This is a genomic window from Mixta hanseatica (assembly GCF_023517775.1).
Lineage (GTDB): Bacteria > Pseudomonadota > Gammaproteobacteria > Enterobacterales > Enterobacteriaceae > Mixta > Mixta hanseatica.
The window spans coordinates 1,934,192-1,955,853 of sequence record NZ_CP082904.1 but is presented as its reverse complement, the minus strand read 5'-3'; the positions used below and the strand labels follow the sequence as shown (position 1 = coordinate 1,955,853).

General features: G+C 53.7%; 23 protein-coding genes and 1 pseudogene. 11 read left to right on the top strand and 13 right to left on the bottom strand.

Annotated features, from left to right (window positions below; translation table 11 throughout):
* Positions 1-10 precede the first annotated feature (10 nt).
* Entirely contained in the window at positions 11-1,441 is a 1,431-nt protein-coding gene (locus tag K6958_RS09540; protein WP_249894409.1) for a serine/threonine protein kinase, read from the top strand.
* Between the two features lie 10 nt (positions 1,442-1,451).
* Here K6958_RS09540 and K6958_RS09535 read toward each other — a convergent pair whose 3' ends face one another.
* Positions 1,452-2,129 (bottom strand): gamma-glutamylcyclotransferase, encoded by a 678-nt coding sequence (locus K6958_RS09535; RefSeq protein WP_249894408.1) that lies wholly within the window; start codon positions 2,127-2,129, stop codon positions 1,452-1,454.
* Between the two features lie 298 nt (positions 2,130-2,427).
* Complete coding sequence (gene chaB, locus K6958_RS09530; protein WP_249894407.1) at positions 2,428-2,658, bottom strand: putative cation transport regulator ChaB; 231 nt, start codon at positions 2,656-2,658, stop codon at positions 2,428-2,430.
* A gap of 391 nt (positions 2,659-3,049) precedes the next feature.
* Between chaB and chaA the strand changes: the two genes are divergently transcribed.
* Positions 3,050-4,147, top strand: coding sequence for a sodium-potassium/proton antiporter ChaA (chaA, locus tag K6958_RS09525; protein ID WP_249894406.1), 1,098 nt, complete (start codon positions 3,050-3,052; stop codon positions 4,145-4,147).
* 75 nt (positions 4,148-4,222) lie between these two features.
* On the opposite strand, the gene kdsA is transcribed toward chaA, so the two are convergent.
* From kdsA to hemA, 6 genes are read right to left on the bottom strand one after another with little or no spacing between them, the layout of a single operon-like run.
* Positions 4,223-5,077 carry a 3-deoxy-8-phosphooctulonate synthase gene (gene kdsA / locus K6958_RS09520; RefSeq protein WP_249894405.1) on the bottom strand — a complete coding sequence of 285 codons (855 nt, stop codon included), beginning with the start codon at positions 5,075-5,077 and terminating at the stop codon, positions 4,223-4,225.
* A 35-nt stretch (positions 5,078-5,112) separates the two neighbouring features.
* The gene (sirB1, locus tag K6958_RS09515; protein ID WP_249894404.1) at positions 5,113-5,919 is read right to left on the bottom strand and encodes an invasion regulator SirB1; all 807 of its coding nucleotides are present in this window, start codon (positions 5,917-5,919) and stop codon (positions 5,113-5,115) included.
* Positions 5,916-6,314, bottom strand: a complete 399-nt coding sequence (locus K6958_RS09510; protein WP_249894403.1) for a SirB2 family protein — start codon at positions 6,312-6,314, stop codon at positions 5,916-5,918. The genes sirB1 and K6958_RS09510 overlap by 4 nt, the downstream gene beginning before the upstream one ends.
* A 13-nt stretch (positions 6,315-6,327) precedes the next feature.
* Positions 6,328-7,155, bottom strand: coding sequence for a peptide chain release factor N(5)-glutamine methyltransferase (gene prmC, locus K6958_RS09505; RefSeq protein WP_249894402.1), 828 nt, complete (start codon positions 7,153-7,155; stop codon positions 6,328-6,330).
* Positions 7,155-8,237 (bottom strand): peptide chain release factor 1, encoded by a 1,083-nt coding sequence (prfA, locus tag K6958_RS09500; protein ID WP_249894401.1) that lies wholly within the window; start codon positions 8,235-8,237, stop codon positions 7,155-7,157. The genes prmC and prfA overlap by 1 nt, the downstream gene beginning before the upstream one ends.
* A gap of 36 nt (positions 8,238-8,273) precedes the next feature.
* Complete coding sequence (gene hemA, locus K6958_RS09495) at positions 8,274-9,530, bottom strand: glutamyl-tRNA reductase (protein ID WP_249894400.1); 1,257 nt, start codon at positions 9,528-9,530, stop codon at positions 8,274-8,276.
* 213 nt (positions 9,531-9,743) lie between these two features.
* Between hemA and lolB the strand changes: the two genes are divergently transcribed.
* The 4 genes from lolB to K6958_RS09475 all read left to right on the top strand — a co-directional run bounded on the left by lolB (position 9,744) and on the right by K6958_RS09475 (position 13,684).
* Positions 9,744-10,370: a lipoprotein insertase outer membrane protein LolB gene (gene lolB, locus K6958_RS09490; RefSeq protein ID WP_249894399.1), complete on the top strand. Its 627-nt coding sequence runs from the start codon at positions 9,744-9,746 to the stop codon at positions 10,368-10,370.
* Complete coding sequence (ispE, locus tag K6958_RS09485) at positions 10,367-11,230, top strand: 4-(cytidine 5'-diphospho)-2-C-methyl-D-erythritol kinase (RefSeq protein ID WP_249894398.1); 864 nt, start codon at positions 10,367-10,369, stop codon at positions 11,228-11,230. The genes lolB and ispE overlap by 4 nt, the downstream gene beginning before the upstream one ends.
* Positions 11,231-11,366: 136 nt before the next feature.
* Entirely contained in the window at positions 11,367-12,314 is a 948-nt protein-coding gene (gene prs / locus K6958_RS09480) for a ribose-phosphate diphosphokinase (protein WP_038626473.1), read from the top strand.
* 218 nt (positions 12,315-12,532) lie between these two features.
* A complete protein-coding gene (locus K6958_RS09475) occupies positions 12,533-13,684 on the top strand; it encodes a GGDEF domain-containing protein (protein ID WP_249894397.1) in 1,152 nt (383 codons plus the stop codon).
* Here K6958_RS09475 and ychH read toward each other — a convergent pair.
* Complete coding sequence (gene ychH / locus K6958_RS09470) at positions 13,681-13,968, bottom strand: stress-induced protein YchH (RefSeq protein WP_249894396.1); 288 nt, start codon at positions 13,966-13,968, stop codon at positions 13,681-13,683. The two genes, K6958_RS09475 and ychH, sit on opposite strands and share 4 nt — an antisense overlap.
* Positions 13,969-14,216: 248 nt before the next feature.
* Between ychH and pth the strand changes: the two genes are divergently transcribed.
* Positions 14,217-14,804 (top strand): aminoacyl-tRNA hydrolase, encoded by a 588-nt coding sequence (gene pth / locus K6958_RS09465; RefSeq protein WP_249894395.1) that lies wholly within the window; start codon positions 14,217-14,219, stop codon positions 14,802-14,804.
* A gap of 16 nt (positions 14,805-14,820) precedes the next feature.
* On the opposite strand, the gene K6958_RS09460 is transcribed toward pth, so the two are convergent.
* A complete protein-coding gene (locus K6958_RS09460) occupies positions 14,821-15,513 on the bottom strand; it encodes an EAL domain-containing protein (protein WP_249894394.1) in 693 nt (230 codons plus the stop codon).
* A gap of 216 nt (positions 15,514-15,729) precedes the next feature.
* Between K6958_RS09460 and ychF the strand changes: the two genes are divergently transcribed.
* The 3 genes and pseudogenes from ychF to K6958_RS09445 all read left to right on the top strand — a co-directional run bounded on the left by ychF (position 15,730) and on the right by K6958_RS09445 (position 18,718).
* A complete protein-coding gene (gene ychF / locus K6958_RS09455) occupies positions 15,730-16,821 on the top strand; it encodes a redox-regulated ATPase YchF (RefSeq protein ID WP_085071910.1) in 1,092 nt (363 codons plus the stop codon).
* 245 nt (positions 16,822-17,066) lie between these two features.
* A pseudogene (locus tag K6958_RS09450) lies at positions 17,067-17,924 on the top strand (tyrosine-type recombinase/integrase); the annotation flags it as partial.
* A 176-nt stretch (positions 17,925-18,100) separates the two neighbouring features.
* Positions 18,101-18,718 (top strand): Fic/DOC family protein, encoded by a 618-nt coding sequence (locus K6958_RS09445; RefSeq protein WP_249894393.1) that lies wholly within the window; start codon positions 18,101-18,103, stop codon positions 18,716-18,718.
* Here K6958_RS09445 and K6958_RS09440 read toward each other — a convergent pair.
* A complete protein-coding gene (locus K6958_RS09440; RefSeq protein ID WP_249894392.1) occupies positions 18,715-18,885 on the bottom strand; it encodes a hypothetical protein in 171 nt (56 codons plus the stop codon). The genes K6958_RS09445 and K6958_RS09440 overlap by 4 nt on opposite strands.
* A 184-nt stretch (positions 18,886-19,069) precedes the next feature.
* On the opposite strand from K6958_RS09440, the gene K6958_RS09435 reads away from it, so the two are divergent.
* Positions 19,070-19,767 (top strand): IS1-like element IS1A family transposase gene (locus K6958_RS09435; protein ID WP_103215986.1). Its coding sequence is split into 2 segments (ribosomal slippage): positions 19,070-19,319 and positions 19,319-19,767, totalling 699 coding nucleotides; the frame shifts between segments, so codons are not numbered across the junction.
* On the opposite strand, the gene K6958_RS09430 is transcribed toward K6958_RS09435, so the two are convergent.
* On the bottom strand, positions 19,761-20,630 hold the full coding sequence (locus K6958_RS09430) for a DUF3289 family protein (protein ID WP_249894391.1): 870 nt from the start codon (positions 20,628-20,630) through the stop codon (positions 19,761-19,763). The genes K6958_RS09435 and K6958_RS09430 overlap by 7 nt on opposite strands.
* A 266-nt stretch (positions 20,631-20,896) precedes the next feature.
* The gene (locus tag K6958_RS09425) at positions 20,897-21,649 is read right to left on the bottom strand and encodes an SDR family NAD(P)-dependent oxidoreductase (protein ID WP_249894390.1); all 753 of its coding nucleotides are present in this window, start codon (positions 21,647-21,649) and stop codon (positions 20,897-20,899) included.
* Positions 21,650-21,662: the final 13 nt, after the last annotated feature.

The window sequence follows — 21,662 nt, the reverse complement described above, 5'->3', positions numbered from 1 at the left end:
AGTGGTAACTATGTCGGCAAATGAAGAACAGAATATGGTGGCTGGCGCCCTCCCGGCGGGTCATCGATTCAATGAATTTGAAATCAAGGATGTGATTGGCGGCGGCGGTTTTGGCATTGTCTACCGCGCCTGGGATCATTTGCTGGAGCGCACCATCGCCATTAAAGAGTATATGCCGGCGTCGCTGGCGATACGTAATGACGATCTTTCGCTTGGCCTGCGCAGCGAGCGATTTAGCAAGCTGTTTAACGCCGGGCTGACGAGCTTTATCCAGGAAGCCCGCCTGCTGGCGCGCTTTAATCACCCAGGGCTGCTGCACGTGCTGCGCTTCTGGGAAGAGAACGGCACCGCCTATATGGGCACGCTCTGGTATAGCGGCATGTCGTTAAAGGCGTGGCAACAACAGCACCGCGAGACCATTAACGAAGAGTGGATACGTCAGCTATTGCCGCCGCTGTTTGGCGCGATCAGCACCATCCATCAGGCAGGCTATCTGCATCGGGATATCGCGCTGGATAATATTCAGATTCAGGATAACCAGCTGCCGGTACTGCTGGATTTCGGCTCGGCGCGCAAGGAGATCGGCAACCTTTCCGATGAAACGGAAATTATGCTGAAGCCGGGCTATGCGCCTATTGAACAGTACAGCGAAGAGACCGATAGCGATCAGGGCCCCTGGACCGATATCTATGCGCTGGGCGCGGTGCTGCATACGCTGATCACCGGCAGCCCGCCCCCGGCCAGCGTGGTGCGCTGTATTGAGGATCACTATCAGCCGCTGGCGCAGCGTCAGCCCGCAGGCTATTCCCTGTCGCTGCTGCATGCCGTCGATCGCGCTCTGATGATGAAACCTGCCGATCGTCCGCAGTCTGTTGATGAGCTGGCGACGCTGATTTCTCTACCGGTCAGCGATGTCCAGCAGATGGTAAGCGCGGTGAATGCGGTCCAGGAGAAGGAAAAAGAGAAAGAGCCGGAAATGGCGGCTACGCCCGAGCCAGTAGTGCTGGCGGTAAATCACGGCGCATCCAGCGCCGAACCGTTAACGCCGCGCGCGCCGCGTCGTCTTTCGCTGCCGTTGATTTTACTGAGCGGCGGTGCCCTGCTGGCGGTAATCGCTATCGCCGCGCTGGTGAACAGCGGCGGCGATAAGCAGAGCGCCACCCCCGCCAGCGCGAGCAACACGGCGACCAATGCGCAGCCGCAGCCGCAGGGCAGCGGCCCGACGATGGCAACGGTCTATTTGCGCCTGCGCAGTAATGAAACGGTCAGTCTGAACGGGGAAACGCTGGATGTGAAGCCAAGCAATAATGGCTATGCGGCGCTGAACCTGGCCGCAGGACATTACCTGATTGAAGTCCAGCAGCAGGATGGCGTACACAGTCAGCAGCTGGAAATTAATCGTGCCGGGACCTGGCTGATCAATCCGGCACGCAGTAAGTAATCCGCTTAGTTTAGCCCTGTAAGCCGTGATGCGAGACCTGTAACTCACGTACCTGTCTGGCCAGATCGGAGAGCGCGGTATCTTCCATACCGCGCTGGTGCAACTCCTGCGCCAGGGAAAACAGGTATTGCGCGTTGGTGCCCAGCGGACCGCTGGCATGAGCAATCAGCGGCGCGATGGTGTTTGAGCAAGTATCCGCTTCGTATAACGGATGACGCGGGTCCATGATAAACACCAGTGCCGTTACCTGGCGGCCATCTTTCAGCGCCAGCTCGCGCCAGCTCGGCAAATAGCAGCCGGTGACCATTTCACGCTTCCACAGCAGTTCCAGCTCTTCGTGCAGGCGGTCATCCGGCAGACGAAAAGCGAGCCCACGGGTAGAACCGCCCTCTTTTAACGCCAGCATCCGTCCGGGCTGCTGCGCCGTTCCACGCCCCACGGTTAAACGCAGGCAAAACGCGCGATGCCAGCCGCGCAGCGTGGCCGCTGCCACCTCTTCCGCCTCAAAAACCGGATTCCACATCAGGGAGCCATAACCAAAAATCCATACCGGACTGTTATCAGGCCGACAGGCCAGCGTTGCTGCCAGCGAGGCCGCGCGCTGTTCACTGGTCCATAACAGCGACTCTTCAATTTCGCCAAAAGCGGTTTTACAGTCTGCTTTTAATAAGAATTCGCGTGTTAACAACCTTACCTCCTCAGCCTTACCTTTATTTCCTCTCTCGAACCGCTTTGATTTCTCTGGCCGACTGGCTCAGCCTTACTGTCGTTTCGTTGGGATTAACAGACCTTATTCATTTCCGCCAGCGCTTGCAAGCGTGAAGCCGGTCACATAACAATCTGATGTTATAAAAAGCATCGGCGGCTTAAAGCAAGACTTGAGTGTTTTAAGGGAAATTTTTGCAGCAGACGATCCGGCTCACGCAGCGAGGCGACATTACGCTTTTTTGGCCGGGCGCGCAGGGTTGCGATACCCGGCGGTTGGCTTATTTTTTGGGATGCCACTTATCGTCATCGCCCTTTTCATATTTGCTTTTTACCGCGGCCCACGCCACCTTATGCGCGACTTCCTCACGCGATTCGTCGCCCCGGCGCTCTTTTTTATCCTCATATTCTTCCCAGGCGCTGTTAAACGCCGCCTGATAGATCTCCTGGGCATGAGCAGGCAGAACGTTTTTGACGTTATCCGGCAGAGAAGCTGTGGTTTTATAAGGCATATTTCCTCCTGTTGTCGTCCGTTTAAGTGTGGCCTGGCATCGTTTTTTACGCAAATATTGCAGATAATGGATTGTTGTTAGTTCATTGTATTAAAGCGCTATAATCAACGTTTTAATAAGGTTTTTTAAGTAAAAAATACCGATTTCAATGTATTTATTTATAAATAACTCTATGATTTTAAAATATTTATCGTTAATTTATAATGAAATATGACTGCGCAACGCCATTTACCACCAAAAGTAAAATAAAGTAAAAAATCATACCTGTTGCCCTGGAGTCATTACACTATTAGCGCTGGTAAAAATCATAACAGCGCTTAATCTTTAGAGGCTCACCATTGGGTTTCTGTAATAAGGAATGTACCGATAAGACAGGAGAATACGATTGCCTATGGGTACGCACGACAGCAAGAAAACCCGCCATACCGAATACTCACTCTTTTTCCCTCTGGCGGCGCTGGCCGTTTTATGGCTGTACGGTAACGTCGATGCCCTGCCGCTGGTGGTTTCCATCAATCTGTTAGCGCTGGTGGGCATTCTGTGCAGCGCCTTTAGCGTGGTACGTCATGCAGATGTACTGGCGCATCGGTTGGGCGAACCCTATGGCTCGCTGATTTTAAGCCTGTCGGTAGTGATTCTGGAGGTCAGCCTGATCTCCGCGCTGATGGCAACCGGCGGCGCAGCGCCTGCATTGATGCGCGATACGCTCTACTCAATCATTATGATTGTCACCGCCGGACTGGTCGGTTTTGCTCTACTGTTGGGCGGGCGTAAATTCGCCACGCAGTACGTTAATCTCGCCGGCGTAAAACAGTATCTGATCGCCATTTTCCCGCTGGCGATTCTGGTGCTGGTGTTTCCTAACGCCCTGCCGGGCGGCAACTTCACTACGGTTCAGGCGCTGATTATCTCGGCCATTTCCGCCGCCATGTACGGCGTTTTCCTGCTGATCCAGACCAAAACCCATCAGAGTCTGTTTATCTATGAGCATGAGGATGAAGGCGACGATGACGATCCGCATCACGGCAAACCCTCCGCTCACAGCAGTCTGTGGCACGCCTTGTGGCTGGTGATTCATCTGGTCGCGGTCATTAGCGTAACCAAAATGAACGCCGTTCCGCTGGAGCATTTACTGACGGAGCTGAATGCGCCGAAGCAATTCACCGGCTTTTTAGTGGCGCTACTGATTTTATCGCCGGAGGGCCTGGGCGCCATCAGAGCGGTGCTGGCAAATCAGGTGCAGCGCGCCATGAATCTGTTTTTCGGTTCGGTGCTGGCGACGATTTCATTAACGGTGCCGGCCGTTACGCTGATCGCCGCGCTGACCGGCCAGCAGCTGGTCTTCGGCCTGGAGCCGCCGCATATGGTGGTGATGGGCGCCGTGCTGATCCTGTGTAATATTTCGTTCTCTACCGGCCGTACCAATGTGCTGAACGGTGCCGCGCACCTGGCGCTCTTTGGCGGCTATTTAATGACGATTATGCTGTAGTCCTGCCCGCTTGCCGGCAGGCAATAAAAAAGCAGCGGTTTAGCCGCTGCTTTTTTGATCCTGAACGCATTGCAATCAGCTGCTGGTGTCCAGCGCCGGGAAGCTTTTTACTAAGTCGTCGATGGCTTTCATCTGTACCAGGAACGGCTCCAGTTTATCCAGCGGCAGCGCGGACGGGCCGTCGCATTTCGCATTGGCCGGATCCGGATGCGCTTCGATAAACAGGCCCGCGATGCCCACCGCCATGCCGGCGCGCGCCAGCTCAGCTACCTGCGCGCGACGCCCGCCGGAGGCTGCGCCAAACGGATCGCGCGTCTGCAGCGCGTGGGTCACGTCGAAGATCACCGGGCTATTGTTGGAAACGCGCTTCATGACGTTGAAGCCCAGCATATCCACAACCAGGTTGTCATAACCAAAGTTAGCGCCGCGATCGCACAGAATAACGTTGTCGTTACCGCCTTCGGCAAACTTCTCGACAATGTTACCCATCTGGCCCGGGCTGACGAACTGCGGCTTTTTCACGTTAATTACCGCGCCGGTTTTCGCCATCGCTTCCACCAGATCCGTCTGACGCGCCAGGAAGGCAGGCAGCTGAATGACATCCACCACGTCCGCAACCGGCTGCGCCTGTGATGCTTCATGTACGTCGGTAATGATTTTCACGCCGAAGGTTTGCTTTAGCTCCTGGAAAATCTTCATGCCCTCTTCCAGACCCGGGCCGCGATAGGAGTGAATGGATGAACGGTTAGCTTTATCGAAAGAGGCTTTGAAAACGTAAGGGATGCCCAGTTTATTGGTCACGGTCACGTAGTGTTCGCAAATGCGCATCGCCAGATCGCGCGACTCCAGTACGTTCATTCCACCAAAGAGTACAAACGGCAGATCGTTGGCGACCTGAATATCACCGATACTGACAACTTTTTCTTTCATGCCTTCGCCTTTTTTTATTGAATGGCTAACGCCGCTTAGTGCAGCGTCACCTGTTTCTGTTCAATTGCGTGAATCTGGACTTTAATCATTTCGCTAACCGGATCTTCCGGGCACTGCTCGACAAAATAGATCAGATCGGTCAGGGCAACGTGCTCGCAGTCGAGCTGCGCATAAATCAACCCCCGATCGCGAATTTCATACGGATCGTCCGGATCGATCTCCAGCAGCAGGTTGCAGACGTTAAGCGCCAGCTCCATGCGCTTTTCTTCCATCAGCGCGGTTTTCAGGGTATCCAGCATTTTGCGGATAACCGTGGATGATTCCGCCTCGTCCAGATCTTCGTCATACAGCTCCGCCGTTGGGCTGATATTGCCCTTCAGCCAGACCTCAAGCGTATGTTCGCTGAGCGTATCACCGTTAAACGGATTAATCAGCCACATCTCACCATCCATCCAGTCGGCGCGCAGGATCAGCTGCGTCGGGAAAATAACCGGCATCAGCGGCAGCTTCAGCTGATGGGCGATATGCAGCAGCACTACGCCAAGCGACACCGCCGTGCCCCGGCGCGTATTTAATACGTTATCCAGCCAGAGTACGTCAGAAAGTTTATAGACGCCGCTGGCACCACCGAACTTCCACTTTTTATAAAACAGCTCCAGCAGCTTTTCCAGCTGGAAGTCAGAGCCTTCTACCGTTGAAACATAGTCGCGCGCTTCTTCAACCAGCGCCTGCAGCTGCGCATTAACCGCGTCCGTCGGGAAATCCTGGCGAATAGCGCGCGAGGTCGCGATCACCGCTTCACACAGCGGCGCTTCGCTAAAATCGATATTTACTGATGTCATACAATCCCCAAAAGCGGCAGTTTAGTTACGGCCAGCTTAATAATGATGCCCAGCACCGCCAGCGCCACGATAAAGGCAATCCAGCGTACTTTAGCCTCACGCGGGCGACGGCCAAAAGCCACTACGCCCAGGGCGACATAGATAATAACGCCAAACAGCTTTTCCGTCAGCCAGGCACCCTGCGGCGTAAACGGATAAAAGTGGGTGATCATCACCAGACTTATCCCGGTAATAAACAGTAAGGTGTCGTTGATATGCGGCACGATGCGCACCCAGCGCTGCGACATAATGGCGGAACCGCGTTGCAGCCAGAAAAAACGCAGAATGAATAGCAGCACCGTCACGGTGACGGTGAGCAGATGAAGATGTTTAATCACGCCATAATAAGCAGCCATGATGCTCTCCCTGTTAATAGTTGCCTGCGGTCACGCGATCGTGCCCCGCATAGTCCTGGCAGGTTGCCACGGCCTGATAGTTCTGGGCAGAGAGGATAGTACGTACTGACTCCCCCTGTTGCCAGCCATGCTCCAACAGCAGCGCCCCTTGCGGCAGCAGATAATGCCGGGCCGCCTGGGCGATATGGCGAATATCGGCCAGCCCCTGATCGTCCGCCACCAGCGCGCTAAGCGGCTCAAAGCGCACATCGCCCTGCTGTAAATGCGCATCGGCGGCATCAATATAGGGAGGATTGCTGACAATCAGCGCAAACTTTTTGCCTGCCAGCGCACTGAACCAGTCGCTACGTAAGAAAGCCGCGTTGGCGATCTGGAGCTTTTGCGCGTTGTGCTGCGCCAGCTGCACCGCCTCCGCCACCCGATCGATGCCGATAACCTGACAGTCGGGCCGCTCGCTGGCGATAGCCAGCGCCACTGCGCCGGTGCCGGTGCCAAGATCGAGGATATCCACCGCGTAATCGGGCAGACGCGCCAGCGCCTGCTCTACCAGAATTTCAGTATCGGGGCGTGGGATAAGGGTAACCGGCGACACGGTGAGTGGCAGCGACCAGAACTCACGCTCGCCGGTCAAATGCGCAACCGGCTCGCCGCGGGCGCGCCGGGCGATTAACGCGTTGAGCTGCGCCAGCTGCGCCGCGTCCAGCTGCGTCTCGTCAAACGCCATTAGCCAGCTGCGCGACTTACCGGTCACAAACGAGAGCAGCACTTCGGCATCGCGCTTCGGACTTTCACCGCCGCACAGCGCAGCGCAGGCGGCTTTTAACCAACTGCGAATATCCATTAATCCTGCCCGGCAAGCGCAGCCAGCTGATCGGCCTGATGCTCCTGCACAATCGGTTCAATCAGGCTATCCAGCTTGCCTTCCATCACCTCATCCAGACGGTAGATCGTCAGGTTGATCCGGTGGTCGGTCACGCGCCCCTGCGGGAAGTTATAGGTGCGGATACGATCGGAACGATCGCCGCTGCCTAACAGATTGCGCCGCGTGGAGGCCTCCTGCTCATGGCGGCGGGCCATTTCAGCGGCGTGAATACGCGCGCCCAGCACCGACAACGCCTTGGCTTTGTTTTTATGCTGAGAACGTTCGTCCTGACACTCCACCACGATGCCGGTAGGCAAGTGGGTAATACGAATGGCCGAGTCGGTGGTGTTAACGTGCTGCCCACCCGCGCCCGACGAGCGGAACGTATCAATTTTCAAATCGGCTGGATTAATATCGGGCAGCTCCGCTTCCGGCAGCTCCGGCATCACCGCTACGGTACAGGCGGAGGTGTGGATACGTCCCTGAGATTCGGTTTCCGGCACGCGCTGCACGCGGTGACCGCCCGATTCAAATTTCAGCCTGCCGTAAGCGCCTTCGCCGCTCACACGCGCGATCATCTCTTTATAACCGCCATGTTCGCCTTCGTTCGCGCTGATCACTTCTACGCGCCAGCGGCGCGATTCGGCAAAGCGGCTATACATACGGAACAGATCGCCAGCGAAAATAGCTGCCTCGTCGCCGCCCGCGCCCGCACGAATTTCAACAAAGCAATCGCGCTCGTCGTCCGGATCTTTCGGCAGCAGCAAGACCTGTAGCTGCTGTTCCAGCTCTTCGCTCTGCGCGCGCGCGGTTTTCAGTTCGTCCATCGCCATGTCGCGCATTTCCGCATCGCTGAGCATTTGCTCGGCGGTGGCAATATCTTCCTGCACCTGCTGCCACTGACGGAAGCATTTGCTGACGTCGGTAAGCTGGGCATATTCACGCGACAATGCGCGGAAACGCTCCTGATCGGCGATGACGCTGGCATCGCCGAGCATCGCTTCCACTTCTTCGTGGCGCTCCTGCAAGGCTTCCAGTTTGGCAACAATAGAAGTCTTCATCTGGTATGATTTACCCTGTATTGGTGTGGAATTGTTCTAGTCCAGCCCGAGGCTGTCACGCAGGATCTGCAGGCGCTCACCGTCGCCGTCGCGTGCAGCCTGCTGCAGGGATTTAGTTGGGGCGTGAATCAGCCGGTTGGTTAGCTTATGGGCCAGATCATGCAGCACTTCCTGCGCATCGGCGCCCTGCTGTAACGCGGCCAGCGCTTTCGCTTCCAGCTCTGCACGTATCTGAGTGGCCTGCTCGCGATAATCCCGAATGGTCTCGACCGCGCTTTGCGCGCGCAGCCAGGCCATAAACTCATCGCTTTCCTGCGCGACGATGGTTTCGGCCTGCACGGCCGCCGCCTTACGCTGAGCCATATTATTTTCGATAATCGCCTGCAGGTCATCGACGCTGTAAAGATAGGCGTTAGCAAGCTTGCCGACTTCCGGCTCGACATCGCGCGGTACCGCGATATCGACCAGTAGCATCGGCTGATTGCGGCGCGCCTTCAATGCCCGTTCGACCATGCCGCGTCCGATAATCGGCAGCGGGCTGGCGGTGGAGCTGATAATAATGTCCGCCTCCGCCAGACGGCTATCGATATCCGCCAGGCCGATCACTTCCGCGCCAACTTCATCCGCCAGCAGTTGGGCGCGCTCGCGGGTACGGTTAGCGATCATCAGTTTTTTGACGTGGTGTTCGCGCAGATGGCGCGCCGCCAGTTCGATGGTTTCGCCCGCGCCGACCAACAGGACGTTGACGGTAGAGAGCGATTCAAAGATCTGACGCGCCAGCGTGCAGGCGGCAAAAGCGACAGAGACGGCGCTGGCGCCGATATCGGTTTCGGTGCGCACGCGTTTGGCAACGGAGAAGGTTTTCTGGAACATGCGCTCCAGTTCGCTGGAGAGCGAATGACCGCGCTGCGAATCGGCAAAGGCTTTTTTCACCTGACCGAGGATTTGCGGCTCGCCGAGCACCAGCGAATCCAGCCCGCTGGCGACGCGCATCAGATGGCTGACCGCCTCATTGTCATGATGCCAGTAGAGGCTTTTACGCACTTCGTCTTCGCGCAGGTTGTGATATTCACACAGCCATTGCACCAGACGTTCATGCAGGTTTTCCTGCTGCTCTACGCTAAGATAAAGTTCTGTGCGGTTACAGGTGGACAGCACAACGCCCCCCTGCACCATCGGCTGCGCCAGCAGGCTGTTTAAAGCCTCGTCCAGCGTATCCGGCGAGAAGGTAACTCGTTCGCGTAAGGCAACAGGTGCCGTTTTATGATTTATTCCGAGGGCCAGCAGCGTCATGGTGAATCAGATCGGGTTATCCCAATGTTGTTGGGGTTTTATGGAGCGCATTCTACAAGATGCGTGAGATCATGAAAAGCCATACAAAGACTATGACTGTAATAAGATATAGCTGATAAGACTGAATTTCGATAATTCGACGTTGACGGGTAACAGGTGAATGATTAGCGTTACTCGTTTGGCTCTAAAAAGTGTGTTTGAGGAGATGACCCGGTGTTTGATTCATTTATCCGCCGCCCTTTGCGGCTGCTTCCCCTGGCCAGCGTGCTGCTGGCGGCCTGTACCATCAATAAACCACAAGGCCCCGGTCAAAGTCCCACCTCTTTACAATGGCAGCAACATCAGCAGGCGATACAAAAAATTACCCAGTATCAAACCCGCGGCGCTTTCGCCTGGCTTTCCGATCAACAAAAGGTTTATGCGCGCTTTAACTGGCAGCAAACCGCCGCTGACCGCTATCGTCTGTTGCTGACCAACCCGCTCGGCAGCACAGAACTACAGCTGGATGCGCAGGGTTCCACGGTGCAGCTGGTGGATAACAAAGGCAAACGCTATGTCAGCAATGATGCTGAAAAGATGATCTCGCAGCTGACCGGCATGGATATACCGCTGGCCAACCTGCGTCAGTGGATGCTTGGCCTGCCGGGCGACGCCACCGATTTCACCCTGGACGATCAATACCAGCTGCGCACGCTAAGCTACAGCCGCAACGGTCAGCAATGGGATGTCACCATTCAAGGCTATGACCATAAAGTTAACCCGGCATTGCCTGCCAGCATTGAGCTTAAACAGGGCGATAAACGTATCAAACTGCGCATGGATAGCTGGACCGTACAATGATCACCACCTGGCCCGCACCGGCGAAGCTAAACCTGTTTCTCTATATCACCGGCCGTCGTCCTGACGGCTATCATAATCTGCAAACGCTGTTTCAGTTTCTTGATTATGGCGACAGCCTGCACATTACTCCGCAGTCGCACGGCGAGATCCGGTTATTAACCCCGGTGCCCGGCGTGGCGAATGAGGATAACCTTATCGTGCGCGCCGCACGGCTGCTGATGCGCGCCGCCGCCGAACGCGGCTCCCTGCCGGCGCAGGCCGGCGCGGATATCGCCATCGATAAGCGTTTGCCGATGGGCGGCGGGCTGGGCGGCGGTTCTTCCAACGCCGCTACGGTGCTGGTCGCGCTTAATCATCTGTGGCAAACCGGGCTGAAAAACGAGGCGCTCTGCGCGCTGGGCCTGCAGCTGGGGGCGGATGTCCCGGTGTTTGTGCGCGGCCATGCGGCCTTTGCCGAAGGCGTAGGCGATGAGCTTGCCCCCGCTGCGCCAGCAGAAAAATGGTATCTGGTGGCGCATCCTGGCGTCTCGGTGCCTACCCCGCAAGTGTTTAACGATCCTGAACTGACGCGTAATTCGCCGGTACGCTCATTTGATGCGCTGTTACAGGCTCCTTTCAGCAATGATTGTGAGACAGTCGTAAGAAAACGTTTTCGCGAGGTTGATGCGCTTGTTTCCTGGCTGCTAGAATACGCGCCGTCGCGCCTGACAGGAACCGGCGCTTGTGTGTTTGCAGAATTCGACACCGAGTCCGCTGCTCGTCAGGTGCTTGAGCTGGCCCCGAACTGGATGCAGGGATTCGTGGCGCAAGGCGTAAACCTTTCGCCTCTTCACCGCATTCTTTCAGGGCACCTGGCGTAATGTGACAGTGTCACTCTGTTCCTGATGCTGCACAGAACGCTTTAATACACCCGTATGCACGCACGCGACGGATATAGCGCGCCCGTTGCCGTTCGCCTGTGTGCATTCTCTGGACGCAAAGCCTGAGGTTCTTCTCGTGCCTGATATGAAGCTTTTTGCTGGTAACGCCACCCCGGAACTAGCACAACGTATTGCCAACCGCCTTTACACCAGCCTGGGCGACGCCGCCGTCGGTCGTTTCAGTGATGGTGAAGTGAGCGTACAAATTAACGAAAATGTACGCGGTGGCGATATTTTCATCATCCAGTCCACCTGTGCCCCTACTAACGATAACCTGATGGAGCTGGTTGTCATGGTAGACGCGCTGCGTCGCGCTTCCGCTGGTCGTATTACCGCTGTAATCCCCTACTTTGGCTATGCTCGTCAGGACCGTCGCGTTCGTTCAGCGCGCGTGCCGATTACCGCTAAAGTGGTGGCGGATTTCCTTTCCAGCGTCGGCGTTGACCGCGTGCTGACAGTGGACCTGCACGCAGAACAGATCCAGGGCTTCTTCGACGTCCCGGTTGATAACGTGTTTGGTAGTCCGATTTTACTGGAAGATATGCTGCAGATTGGTCTGGAGAATCCGATTGTGGTTTCCCCGGACATTGGCGGCGTCGTACGCGCCCGTGCTATCGCTAAGCTGCTTAACGATACCGATATGGCCATTATCGATAAACGTCGTCCGCGCGCTAACGTTTCTCAGGTTATGCATATTATTGGTGACGTGGCAGGCCGCGACTGCGTGCTGGTTGATGATATGATCGATACCGGCGGCACGCTGTGTAAAGCAGCCGAAGCGCTGAAAGAGCGCGGCGCCAAACGCGTCTTCGCCTATGCCACCCATCCGATTTTCTCGGGCAACGCGGCGGAAAACCTGCGTCACTCCGTTATCGATGAAGTTGTGGTATGCGATACCATCCCGCTGGCCGATGAGATCAAGGCGCTGCCTAATGTGCGCACCCTGACGCTTTCAGGCATGCTGGCTGAAGCGATTCGTCGCATCAGTAATGAAGAGTCCATCTCTGCGATGTTTGAACATTAATCGCTGATATGTTGAAAACCGGGCTTCTGGCCCGGTTTTTTTTTATCTGACCTTTTGCGCCATCCGCAGATTAGCCTGCGGCGCGTATAGCTAATCCTGCAATCGAACGCGTACAAAACGCGTAATGTACTGACATTCTCTTTTACCGCTGCGTTAAGCGCTTTTTACAACCGACAAGTCATGCTATTTTGCTGCGGTTTTTTATGGGGAAGCGCTTTATGGCACTTGATGTCTACACACTGTTTATCTGTGAACTCTATGTGCTGGGCTTTCTGAGCATAATCATGATTTTTGCCTGGAGCGGCGCGCAGTACGATCGGGTACTGGGGTTTACCACCGTGGCGATTATCGCCTCGGTATGGCTCGGCAGCCTGCGCAGCCACGGCCATCTGTTTTTGCCGGTGGCGGTCGGCAATACGTTGGTAATGTTGGCCTACGGCATGTGGCTGAACGCCTTCCGCGTTTTTGCCGGGCTTCGCCCGGGGTTTAGCTGGCTGTTCGGCGCGCTGCTATGGGCGCTGCTCTGCTGTTTCCCTTCATTTTATCACTCGGTGCCGAAACGCATCATGGTGAGCTGCCTGCTCTGTATTAGCTATACCGTCGCGTTGATTATTATGCTTATCCGCTCGCGCGCCTGTTTGCAGATCACCTTCTGGCCAGCGCAGTTGCTGCTCTGTTTTCATCTGGTTTTCCATCTCTCGCGTATGTGTTTCGACAGCGGCGGATCCGATCATGGCGCAATGGGTCATAACCCTTTTTCCAGCTACGTTATTCTGGAATCAACGCTCTTTGTGATTGGCCTGACCTTCACCATTCTGGCAATGGTCAATGAACGTACGCAGATACGCTATAAGCAGGCTTCGCTGCGCGATCCGTTGACCAGCGTCTGGAACCGACGTGCGCTGTTTGCCCAGGCAAAAACCGCTGAGAAAAAAAGTGAACAGAGAGAACAGCCGCTTGTGGCCCTGGTATTCGACCTGGATCATTTTAAAAACATTAACGACCGCTATGGCCATAACCAGGGCGATCGGGTGCTGCTGGATTTTTGCCGCATTGCAAAGAAAGTCTTGCCTGCGGAATGCACGTTCTCCCGGCTTGGCGGAGAAGAGTTTGCCGCTTTTTTTATCGGCGACATGCAGAAAGCGCAGAGTTTATGCGAAGAGATTCGGCTACTGGCAATGATTTCTCGCCCGGATAATATTGAATATACGGTAAGTATCGGCATGGCAGCCGGAAGAAACCACAGCTTTTCATCATTAATGATGATGGCGGATAAAGCGCTGTACGAGGCTAAAGCTGGCGGGCGCAACCGCGTCGAGATGATGAGGTCAGCGCCGCACAACGCGACGCTGACAAGCGTTAACCTTTAGTGAGTATGCGGACGTTGATGCGAGGCGCGGCGACAGCGCTGATCGCCACAGTGACGCAGCCAGTAGTAGCGATCGGCGACCTTTTCGCGCCCGCTAATCCGTGCGCCAACCAGCCATAGCAGCGCGCCAATAAAAATACTGAGGATCGCGACTGGCGTTAACACTGAAGGCAACTGTAGCTGCGGCAGCTGGTTCAGCACCGCATAGCTTATGCCAACAATCATGGTCAGTAACCCCAGCCCCATCAGGCCATTACCTGCAATCATTGCGCTTTTACGTTTCATCCCCTGCCTCCTTTTTTGGCTGCACAGCACATACTGTTAAACCATCATAAGCTTAGGAGATGACCCAACTGCCCGTTGCGCGCCCGATCACACATTTTAACTACTGTTTGATAAAATTTATCGATAACCTGCTGTATTTATATAGAAAAGATATTATTACCTTGCGTAACTAAATGCGCCTGCCGCTTTGTATTCTTTCCCTCAGGCCGCTACACTATCGCCCTTCGGTTTTAAGCAGGAAACACCCCGTGAGTGAGATTAAGCTGATTGTTGGCCTCGCCAACCCTGGCGCCGAATACGCCGCAACGCGCCATAACGCTGGCGCCTGGTATGTGGATTTGCTCGCAGAGCGCCATAATCAGTCCCTGAAAGAAGAGAGTAAATTTTTTGGCTACACCGCGCGGCTTAACGTGGCGGGGAAAGATGTGCGCCTGCTGGTGCCAACCACCTTTATGAACCTGAGCGGTAAAGCGGTGGCGGCGATGGCGACCTTTTATCGTATTGCTCCGGAAGAGATTCTGGTGGCGCATGATGAGCTGGACTTACCGCCGGGCGTGGCGAAATTCAAGCTGGGCGGCGGACACGGCGGACATAACGGCCTGAAAGATATCATCAGCAAGCTGGGCAACAACCCCAACTTTCATCGCCTGCGCATCGGTATCGGTCATCCGGGCGATCGCAATAAGGTGGTGGGTTTTGTGCTGGGCAAGCCCCCCGCTTCAGAACAAACGCTGATCGATAATGCGGTGGATGAGGCGGCTCGCTGTACTGAGGTCTGGTTAAAGGACGATCTGCTGAAGGCGATGAACCGGCTGCACAGCTACAAGGCGGGTTAATGTCGCGCCTGCCGCGTTAGTCCGGCAGGTCGCCGATTTTACTGAGCGGCAGCGGCGCGTACAGGTAGTTTTGCAATGCCCACACGCCCTGCTGCTCCAGCATCGCCCGCTGCGCCTCATCCTCTACGCCATCCACGATCAGCCGGTTCGTCATCTGCATAATTTGTCGCAGCAGCACGGCGAACAGGGTTTTATGCACGTTTTCGGCGAAGAATCGCCGGTCCAGCCTGACCGCTTCAAAGATATGGCTTTGCACCGCGTTCAGATTGGCGTAGCCCGCGCCGAGATCGTTCAGCCATAAGATATTCAGCTGTTCGGTAAGCGTGCGTATTAACGGGTTATCGCTGCCATCATGCAGATTGGGAAAAGCTTCCGATAACGACAGCCGCAAGAAAGGCAGATGTTGCAGGGCATGGCGAATAAACGCCGACTCGGTGACCCGCTGCGCCAGCGCAAAGTCGAGCGAAATAGAGCAAAGCCACTGGCGTTGACGCAGCAAGGCGGACATGCTCTCCAGGCTGAGCAACTGATGGATCAGCATCTCTTCCCGCTGCGCCGTAGAAAGCGATTCCAGTTTCAGTCGACCGACCACGCTGCGATATGCGCCCGACTGGGGCTCATCATAGTGCAGATCAAGCGCAACGATACGCCCGCCTGGCGTATGCAGCACGTCGCACATTATTTCCAGCGGCTGTTGCAGCTTGATCATATAAAACTGGTTGCGCCTCCCGCTTCTCGTTACGCCTCGTTCTTATTATCGGCAACAATCAGCGCAATTGCAGATTTAAAACGCGTTTTCCCGCAGGCTCAGGATGAAATCAGCCGCATCCGGGCCATAATTACGTGTATAATAGCGGCAAATTTTTCATGTCATTACCGGCAACGGTTATTGTCCGGTTATCTCAGCAATTAAGGTGATTCAAACATGGGATTCAAATGCGGTATCGTGGGCCTGCCTAACGTGGGTAAATCCACTCTGTTCAATGCGTTAACCAAAGCGGGCATCGAAGCAGCAAACTTCCCGTTCTGTACCATTGAGCCTAATACCGGCGTGGTGCCAATGCCTGATTCACGTCTCGACCAGCTGGCGGAAATTGTTAAACCGCAGCGTATTATCCCGACCACAATGGAATTCGTTGATATTGCCGGTCTGGTTAAAGGGGCATCCAAAGGCGAAGGCCTGGGTAACCAGTTCCTGACGAATATTCGTGAAACCGAAGCGATTGGCCACGTAGTCCGCTGCTTTGAAAACGATAATATCATTCATGTTTCCGGCAAAGTAAACCCGGCGGAAGATATTGACGTAATCAATACCGAGCTGGCGCTTTCCGACCTGGATACCTGTGAACGTGCGCTGCAGCGCGTACAGAAGAAAGCCAAAGGCGGCGATAAAGACGCTAAGCTGGAGCAGGCGGTGCTGGAGAAATGTCTGCCGCACCTGGAAAACGCCGGTATGCTGCGCGCGCTGTCGCTGGATGAAGAAGAAAAAGCGGCTATCCGCTATCTGAGCTTCCTGACGCTGAAGCCGACCATGTACATCGCTAACGTCAATGAAGATGGCTTTGAGAACAACCCTTATCTGGATCAGGTACGCGCTATCGCTGAGCAAGAAGGCTCTGTAGTGGTGCCGGTTTGCGCCGCGGTTGAATCTGATATCGCCGAGCTGGAAGATGACGAGCGCGCCGAGTTTATGGCGGAGCTGGGTCTGGAAGAGCCGGGCCTCAACCGCGTTATCCGTGCCGGCTATGCCCTGCTGAACCTGCAGACCTATTTCACCGCGGGCGTGAAAGAAGTGCGCGCCTGGACTATCCCTGTTGGGGCCACCGCGCCGCAGGCGGCCGGTAAGATCCACACCGACTTTGAAAAAGGCTTTATCCGCGCGCAGACCATCGCGTTTGAAGATTTCATTACCTACAAAGGCGAACAGGGCGCGAAAGAAGCCGGCAAGATGCGTTCTGAAGGTAAAGAGTACATCGTTAAAGATGGCGATGTGATGAACTTCCTGTTCAACGTCTAAATAATTTTTGTTGTCTCATGAGGTGTCAGCCAATCTCAAGGGAATAGAAAAACGCATAAAATCCACGCAATTGCGTGGATTTTTATTTTCATGACGTCTCATGTAATCTCGCTACAGCGTAGCTAAAAATGAGTACTGGCATGAGTACAATCAGTTTCCACCTTCATTTTAGGTAAATAGAATAGCGGTATAAGAAATAGACAAGCACTCGCTATGCTCACTGATACGCACTGCCGCGCTGCCAGGAAGTGAAACCCAATAGCAAAAAGGCATGGCGCTATCGGATTAAACTCAACGGTAAATCCAGCATGTTTGCGTTGGGGAGTATCCAGCGGTAAAACTTGCCGAAGCGCGCGAGAAATGCGAGCAAGCGCGAAAGCAAGTCGCGGAAGGAGTCAACCCGGCCCAGGCTTGTCAGTTAGATAAGATCCGCAATGGCAACGCTTAGAGCTGATAGCGATCCTGTCTGGTCTGCGCGCAAGGCTCTTCCGGCGAATAAGACACAGCACAAACAGGCATTGAATCCACGGCAAATCGGGAAGCTATTAAGCTGTTTTGATAACAGTCGCGGCTCATATCACGTTAATTATTGCATGTGGCTAATGTGGTGGACGCTGGCGCGACCAGCCGAAGTCACCGAGGCAGAATGGGCAGAATTCGATCTTGATAACGGCCTGTGGACTATTCCGGCAGCGCGAATGAAAGCTCGCAGGGAACATGTTATTCCCCTTCCCTCCCCAGCAGTCAACATGCTCAAAACGCTACAAGGATTAACCGGGCAACAACAGCATCATTTTCCGGGCAGGGATAATCAGCAAGGTCCAATGACATCGCACTCGCTGCGCCAGCTACTTAAAAGCCTCGGGTGGAGTGGGACTTATAGCCCACATGTTACCAGAACTACAGGCAGTACACGTTTAAACGAGATGGGTTATCGACCTGATGCTATCGAAGCCCAACTTGCGCACGCTGATACCAACAATGTTCGTCGCACGTACAACCATCCAACTTATCTTGATGAGCGTAAAGTGATGATGCAGGAATGGGCGGATAGGCTTGATGGATGGGTAAACAGCACCGACAGCAGTGTTGATGTTTCGTAAACGATGATGCATTGGTGTGATAGCACTGATAAATAAGGATTATTTTCATAAATATGATTGAAACTACAATTTAGCCTACACTAATTTAACTATCTGATTTTACGAACATTGTTTCCCATTTTCTTCTGGCGTTATACTCTCTGGTTTCCATCCCTCCATTAACACAGAGCACCTCCATGAGCCGATACCATGTATCCAGCAGCGAAGGCCAGTATGAGAAAGACTCTGGCGAACAAGTTCTGGCTAACAAGCTTGGGATCGCGGCATCTGAAGAAATGGATGAGGCTGAACTTGTCCTGTTAGAACAACTCTACCAGTCTGTTTTTGAAGAACAGTTCCCGGAAGAGCAACTCAGCGTAGCCCTGCTAAAAAACTGGCACCGCCGCTGGTTAGGTAACATCTACGAGTGGGCTGGACACGAAAGAACGGTCAATATCAGTAAGGGCGGTTTTATGTTTGCGCCCTCAGCGCAGTTGCCAAAACTGCTGAACGAATTCGACACCAGGTATCTGTCTCATTACACGCCATGTAGCGGCATGGACGAAGAACAACTCATCACCGCTATCGCCATAACCCATGTAGAGCTAATACTCATCCATCCATTCAGAGAGGGAAACGGACGCTTGTCGCGACTATTAGCCGACGTTATGGCTGTTCAGGGAGGATACAAACCGCTGGATTATCAAAGCTGGGAGCAAAACAAAACCCAATATATCTCGGCTATCCATGCAGGCGTATCAATGGACTACGAGCCGATGAAACACTGGGTCAGTGAAGCATTAAGAAGGGATTAAACCGCAAGACGTAAATGAGCAAATTTTTTGCGCGTCGCTTCAAGGGAAGCTTCGATCCTCTCGGATGACTGCCCTGTTTCAACAGCCGTAGATGTTGCTACTGAGCGAACGATGTCAGCACGAGACGGCTTAGAGTAGCTTGCCTGAGTTTTTTTGTTATTGCTCATAGTTACTCCTGAAAGCAGAATTTGGGCGAAAAATCATTGTTCATACATTATACCAAATTTTCCAGGCGAATTAACTCAAATCCCTCAGAGACTCACTTAATGCCTTGTTAAAGAGCATATGTGACCACCGGTGATGCTGCCAACTTACTGATTTAGTGTATGATGGTGTTTTTGAGGTGCTCCAGTGGCTTCTGTTTCTATCAGCTGTCCCTCCTGTTCAGCTACTGACGGGGTGGTGCGTAACGGCAAAAGCACCGCCGGACATCAGCGCTATCTCTGCTCTCACTGCCGTAAAACATGGCAACTGCAGTTCACTTACACCGCTTCTCAACCCGGTACGCACCAGAAAATCATTGATATGGCCATGAATGGCGTTGGATGCCGGGCAACTGCCCGCATTATGGGCGTTGGCCTCAACACGATTTTACGTCACTTAAAAAACTCAGGCCGCAGTCGGTAACCTCGCGCATACAGCCGGGCAGTGACGTCATCGTCTGCGCGGAAATGGACGAACAGTGGGGCTATGTCGGGGCTAAATCGCGCCAGCGCTGGCTGTTTTACGCGTATGACAGGCTCCGGAAGACGGTTGTTGCGCACGTATTCGGTGAACGCACTATGGCGACGCTGGGGCGTCTTATGAGCCTGCTGTCACCCTTTGACGTGGTGATATGGATGACGGATGGCTGGCCGCTGTATGAATCCCGCCTGAAGGGAAAGCTGCACGTAATCAGCAAGCGATATACGCAGCGAATTGAGCGGCATAACCTGAATCTGAGGCAGCACCTGGCACGGCTGGGACGGAAGTCGCTGTCGTTCTCAAAATCGGTGGAGCTGCATGACAAAGTCATCGGGCATTATCTGAACATAAAACACTATCAATAAGTTGGAGTCATTACCGAAATTTCTACGCGAGCGCACATATTGGTCATAAAGGGCCTACAGGCGAAGCGCTCATATCGTTGCAGCACAAACCAGATGCGAAAGAATCTGAACTGATGGAAGTGAGCCTTCAATATATCATCGTTATCGAGTCCAAAATGATCCTGTATGTTATAGCGTATAACCGCATTAAATTTATTCTCTTTTATGACCAGTTTTTCCAGTATGAGTTGCGCGGCGAAAATATCATGTACCGTTATCCCCATACCGTTAAAGCTGTCTTTTAACCTGTTGAACTTAGGCAGGTAGCTACGTTTTATATCGGTAGCGATAGATTGCTTAGCACGTTCAAGTAGCATCCCTTTTTCCCATGTTATATTTCTTATTAAAGACTGCCTTAATACAGCTAACGAATTCCGCTCCCTTTTATCTTGATCAATTAACTCCTTCAGCGCCGCATCCAGCAGCGTATTTTCAAAAGGACTGCCGCCGCCATGCTGCATATGCGAAATCATCTGTTCAATAACCATTCTGTAAGAGCTATAAACGGCAAAGGGAAAGCGAGAAAGTGCACGAAACTCGTCAAACAGGAAAGCGATGCACGCCTCGCGCGAGACGCTGGCACCCGGTTGACGTGAACCATGGAATCTGGAGTGAGGCTGGTTAAAAGGCGTGACTCTGGTTAGCGTCCAGGGATCAACGCGGGTAGAGACGTCATTTAAATGGAAATAAGATTTGAGCAGCGACTCACTCAAATCCCCGTACCGCATATCCTCCGCAGCATAATCATCCATCTTTTTTTGGGTTTCAAATAGCATGCAGGGAAAACTGACGGACTGCGTGGATGGATCCGTTAACTCCACCATAGAACCTCCTGTTCTTTTATAGATGATTATATTAATCCATTGCGCCAGATAATAAACTACGCTGGAACGGCAAAAAGGTAAATGGTGCCTGGTGATTTTTTTGACTGGTTTTTTATTACCCTAACATCAGTGCCAAAGTAAGTAATATAATCTCTTTACCCTTTTCATTTAATTAATTAGTTAATTAAATTCCCACCAAAAATATAAAAGCATTTAATTAAAATCCACGCAATCGCGTGGATTTTGCTGATTCTTTTGCTCCATGGTTAAATTTGCGCCTGCCCACCATCGACAAACAGCTCTATGCCGTTAATAAAGCTTGCCTCTTCTGAAGCCAGAAACAGTACCGCTTTAGCGATCTCTTCCGGCTGCCCTACTCGCCCGGCGGGAATCTGGCTGGCCAGCCAGGACTTACTATTTTCCGCGTCATTACCGTTTCCGAATAGCTCATTAAGCCCGGCGGTTTCCGTTACGCCAGGGCTGACGGCATTGACCCGAATGTGACGATCTTTTAAATCGAGCATCCAGTTGCGGGCAAAGCTGCGTACTGCCGCTTTGGTTGCAGAGTAGACGCTAAACGCTGGCGTCCCGGAAATGCTGGTAGTGGATGACGTTAGCACGACCGAGCCGCCATCGCGCATCAGCGGCAGCGCCTTTTGCACGGTAAACAGCACCCCTTTCACATTGGTATCAAAAGTGCTGTCGAAATGCGCTTCGGTGATAGCGCCCAACGGTGCGAATTCACCGCCGCCGGCATTAGCAAACACCACGTCGATATGGCTTGCCTGCTGCTGTACCACATCGTACAGGCGATCAATATCTTCCAGCCTGCTCATATCGGCCTGAACGCCGGTCACCTGGCCGCCAATTTCACGCACCGCAGCGTCCAGCGACTGCTGACGACGCCCGGTAATAAACACCTGCGCCCCCTGTTGAGCAAAAGCTTTTGCGGTAGCCAGGCCAATGCCGCTGGTTCCGCCGGTCACGATAACCACTTTATTAGTAAATGCGCTATTCATATTGTTCTCCTGT

Bases quoted from the DNA above. Each gene is read 5' to 3' on its own strand.
- K6958_RS09510 (WP_249894403.1), bottom strand. From the start codon at position 6,314: ATGGCTGCTTATTATGGCGTGATTAAACATCTTCATCTGCTCACCGTC.
- K6958_RS09445 (WP_249894393.1), top strand. From the start codon at position 18,101: ATGAGCCGATACCATGTATCCAGCAGCGAAGGCCAGTATGAGAAAGAC.
- K6958_RS09540 (WP_249894409.1), top strand. From the start codon at position 11: ATGTCGGCAAATGAAGAACAGAATATGGTGGCTGGCGCCCTCCCGGCG.
- K6958_RS09475 (WP_249894397.1), top strand. From the start codon at position 12,533: ATGGCACTTGATGTCTACACACTGTTTATCTGTGAACTCTATGTGCTG.
- prfA (WP_249894401.1), bottom strand. From the start codon at position 8,237: ATGAAGACTTCTATTGTTGCCAAACTGGAAGCCTTGCAGGAGCGCCAC.
- chaB (WP_249894407.1), bottom strand. From the start codon at position 2,658: ATGCCTTATAAAACCACAGCTTCTCTGCCGGATAACGTCAAAAACGTT.
- ychH (WP_249894396.1), bottom strand. From the start codon at position 13,968: ATGAAACGTAAAAGCGCAATGATTGCAGGTAATGGCCTGATGGGGCTG.
- prmC (WP_249894402.1), bottom strand. From the start codon at position 7,155: ATGGATATTCGCAGTTGGTTAAAAGCCGCCTGCGCTGCGCTGTGCGGC.
- K6958_RS09425 (WP_249894390.1), bottom strand. From the start codon at position 21,649: ATGAATAGCGCATTTACTAATAAAGTGGTTATCGTGACCGGCGGAACC.
- K6958_RS09460 (WP_249894394.1), bottom strand. From the start codon at position 15,513: ATGATCAAGCTGCAACAGCCGCTGGAAATAATGTGCGACGTGCTGCAT.
- K6958_RS09430 (WP_249894391.1), bottom strand. From the start codon at position 20,630: ATGGTGGAGTTAACGGATCCATCCACGCAGTCCGTCAGTTTTCCCTGC.
- ispE (WP_249894398.1), top strand. From the start codon at position 10,367: ATGATCACCACCTGGCCCGCACCGGCGAAGCTAAACCTGTTTCTCTAT.
- K6958_RS09440 (WP_249894392.1), bottom strand. From the start codon at position 18,885: ATGAGCAATAACAAAAAAACTCAGGCAAGCTACTCTAAGCCGTCTCGT.
- hemA (WP_249894400.1), bottom strand. From the start codon at position 9,530: ATGACGCTGCTGGCCCTCGGAATAAATCATAAAACGGCACCTGTTGCC.
- sirB1 (WP_249894404.1), bottom strand. From the start codon at position 5,919: ATGACATCAGTAAATATCGATTTTAGCGAAGCGCCGCTGTGTGAAGCG.
- chaA (WP_249894406.1), top strand. From the start codon at position 3,050: ATGGGTACGCACGACAGCAAGAAAACCCGCCATACCGAATACTCACTC.
- kdsA (WP_249894405.1), bottom strand. From the start codon at position 5,077: ATGAAAGAAAAAGTTGTCAGTATCGGTGATATTCAGGTCGCCAACGAT.
- ychF (WP_085071910.1), top strand. From the start codon at position 15,730: ATGGGATTCAAATGCGGTATCGTGGGCCTGCCTAACGTGGGTAAATCC.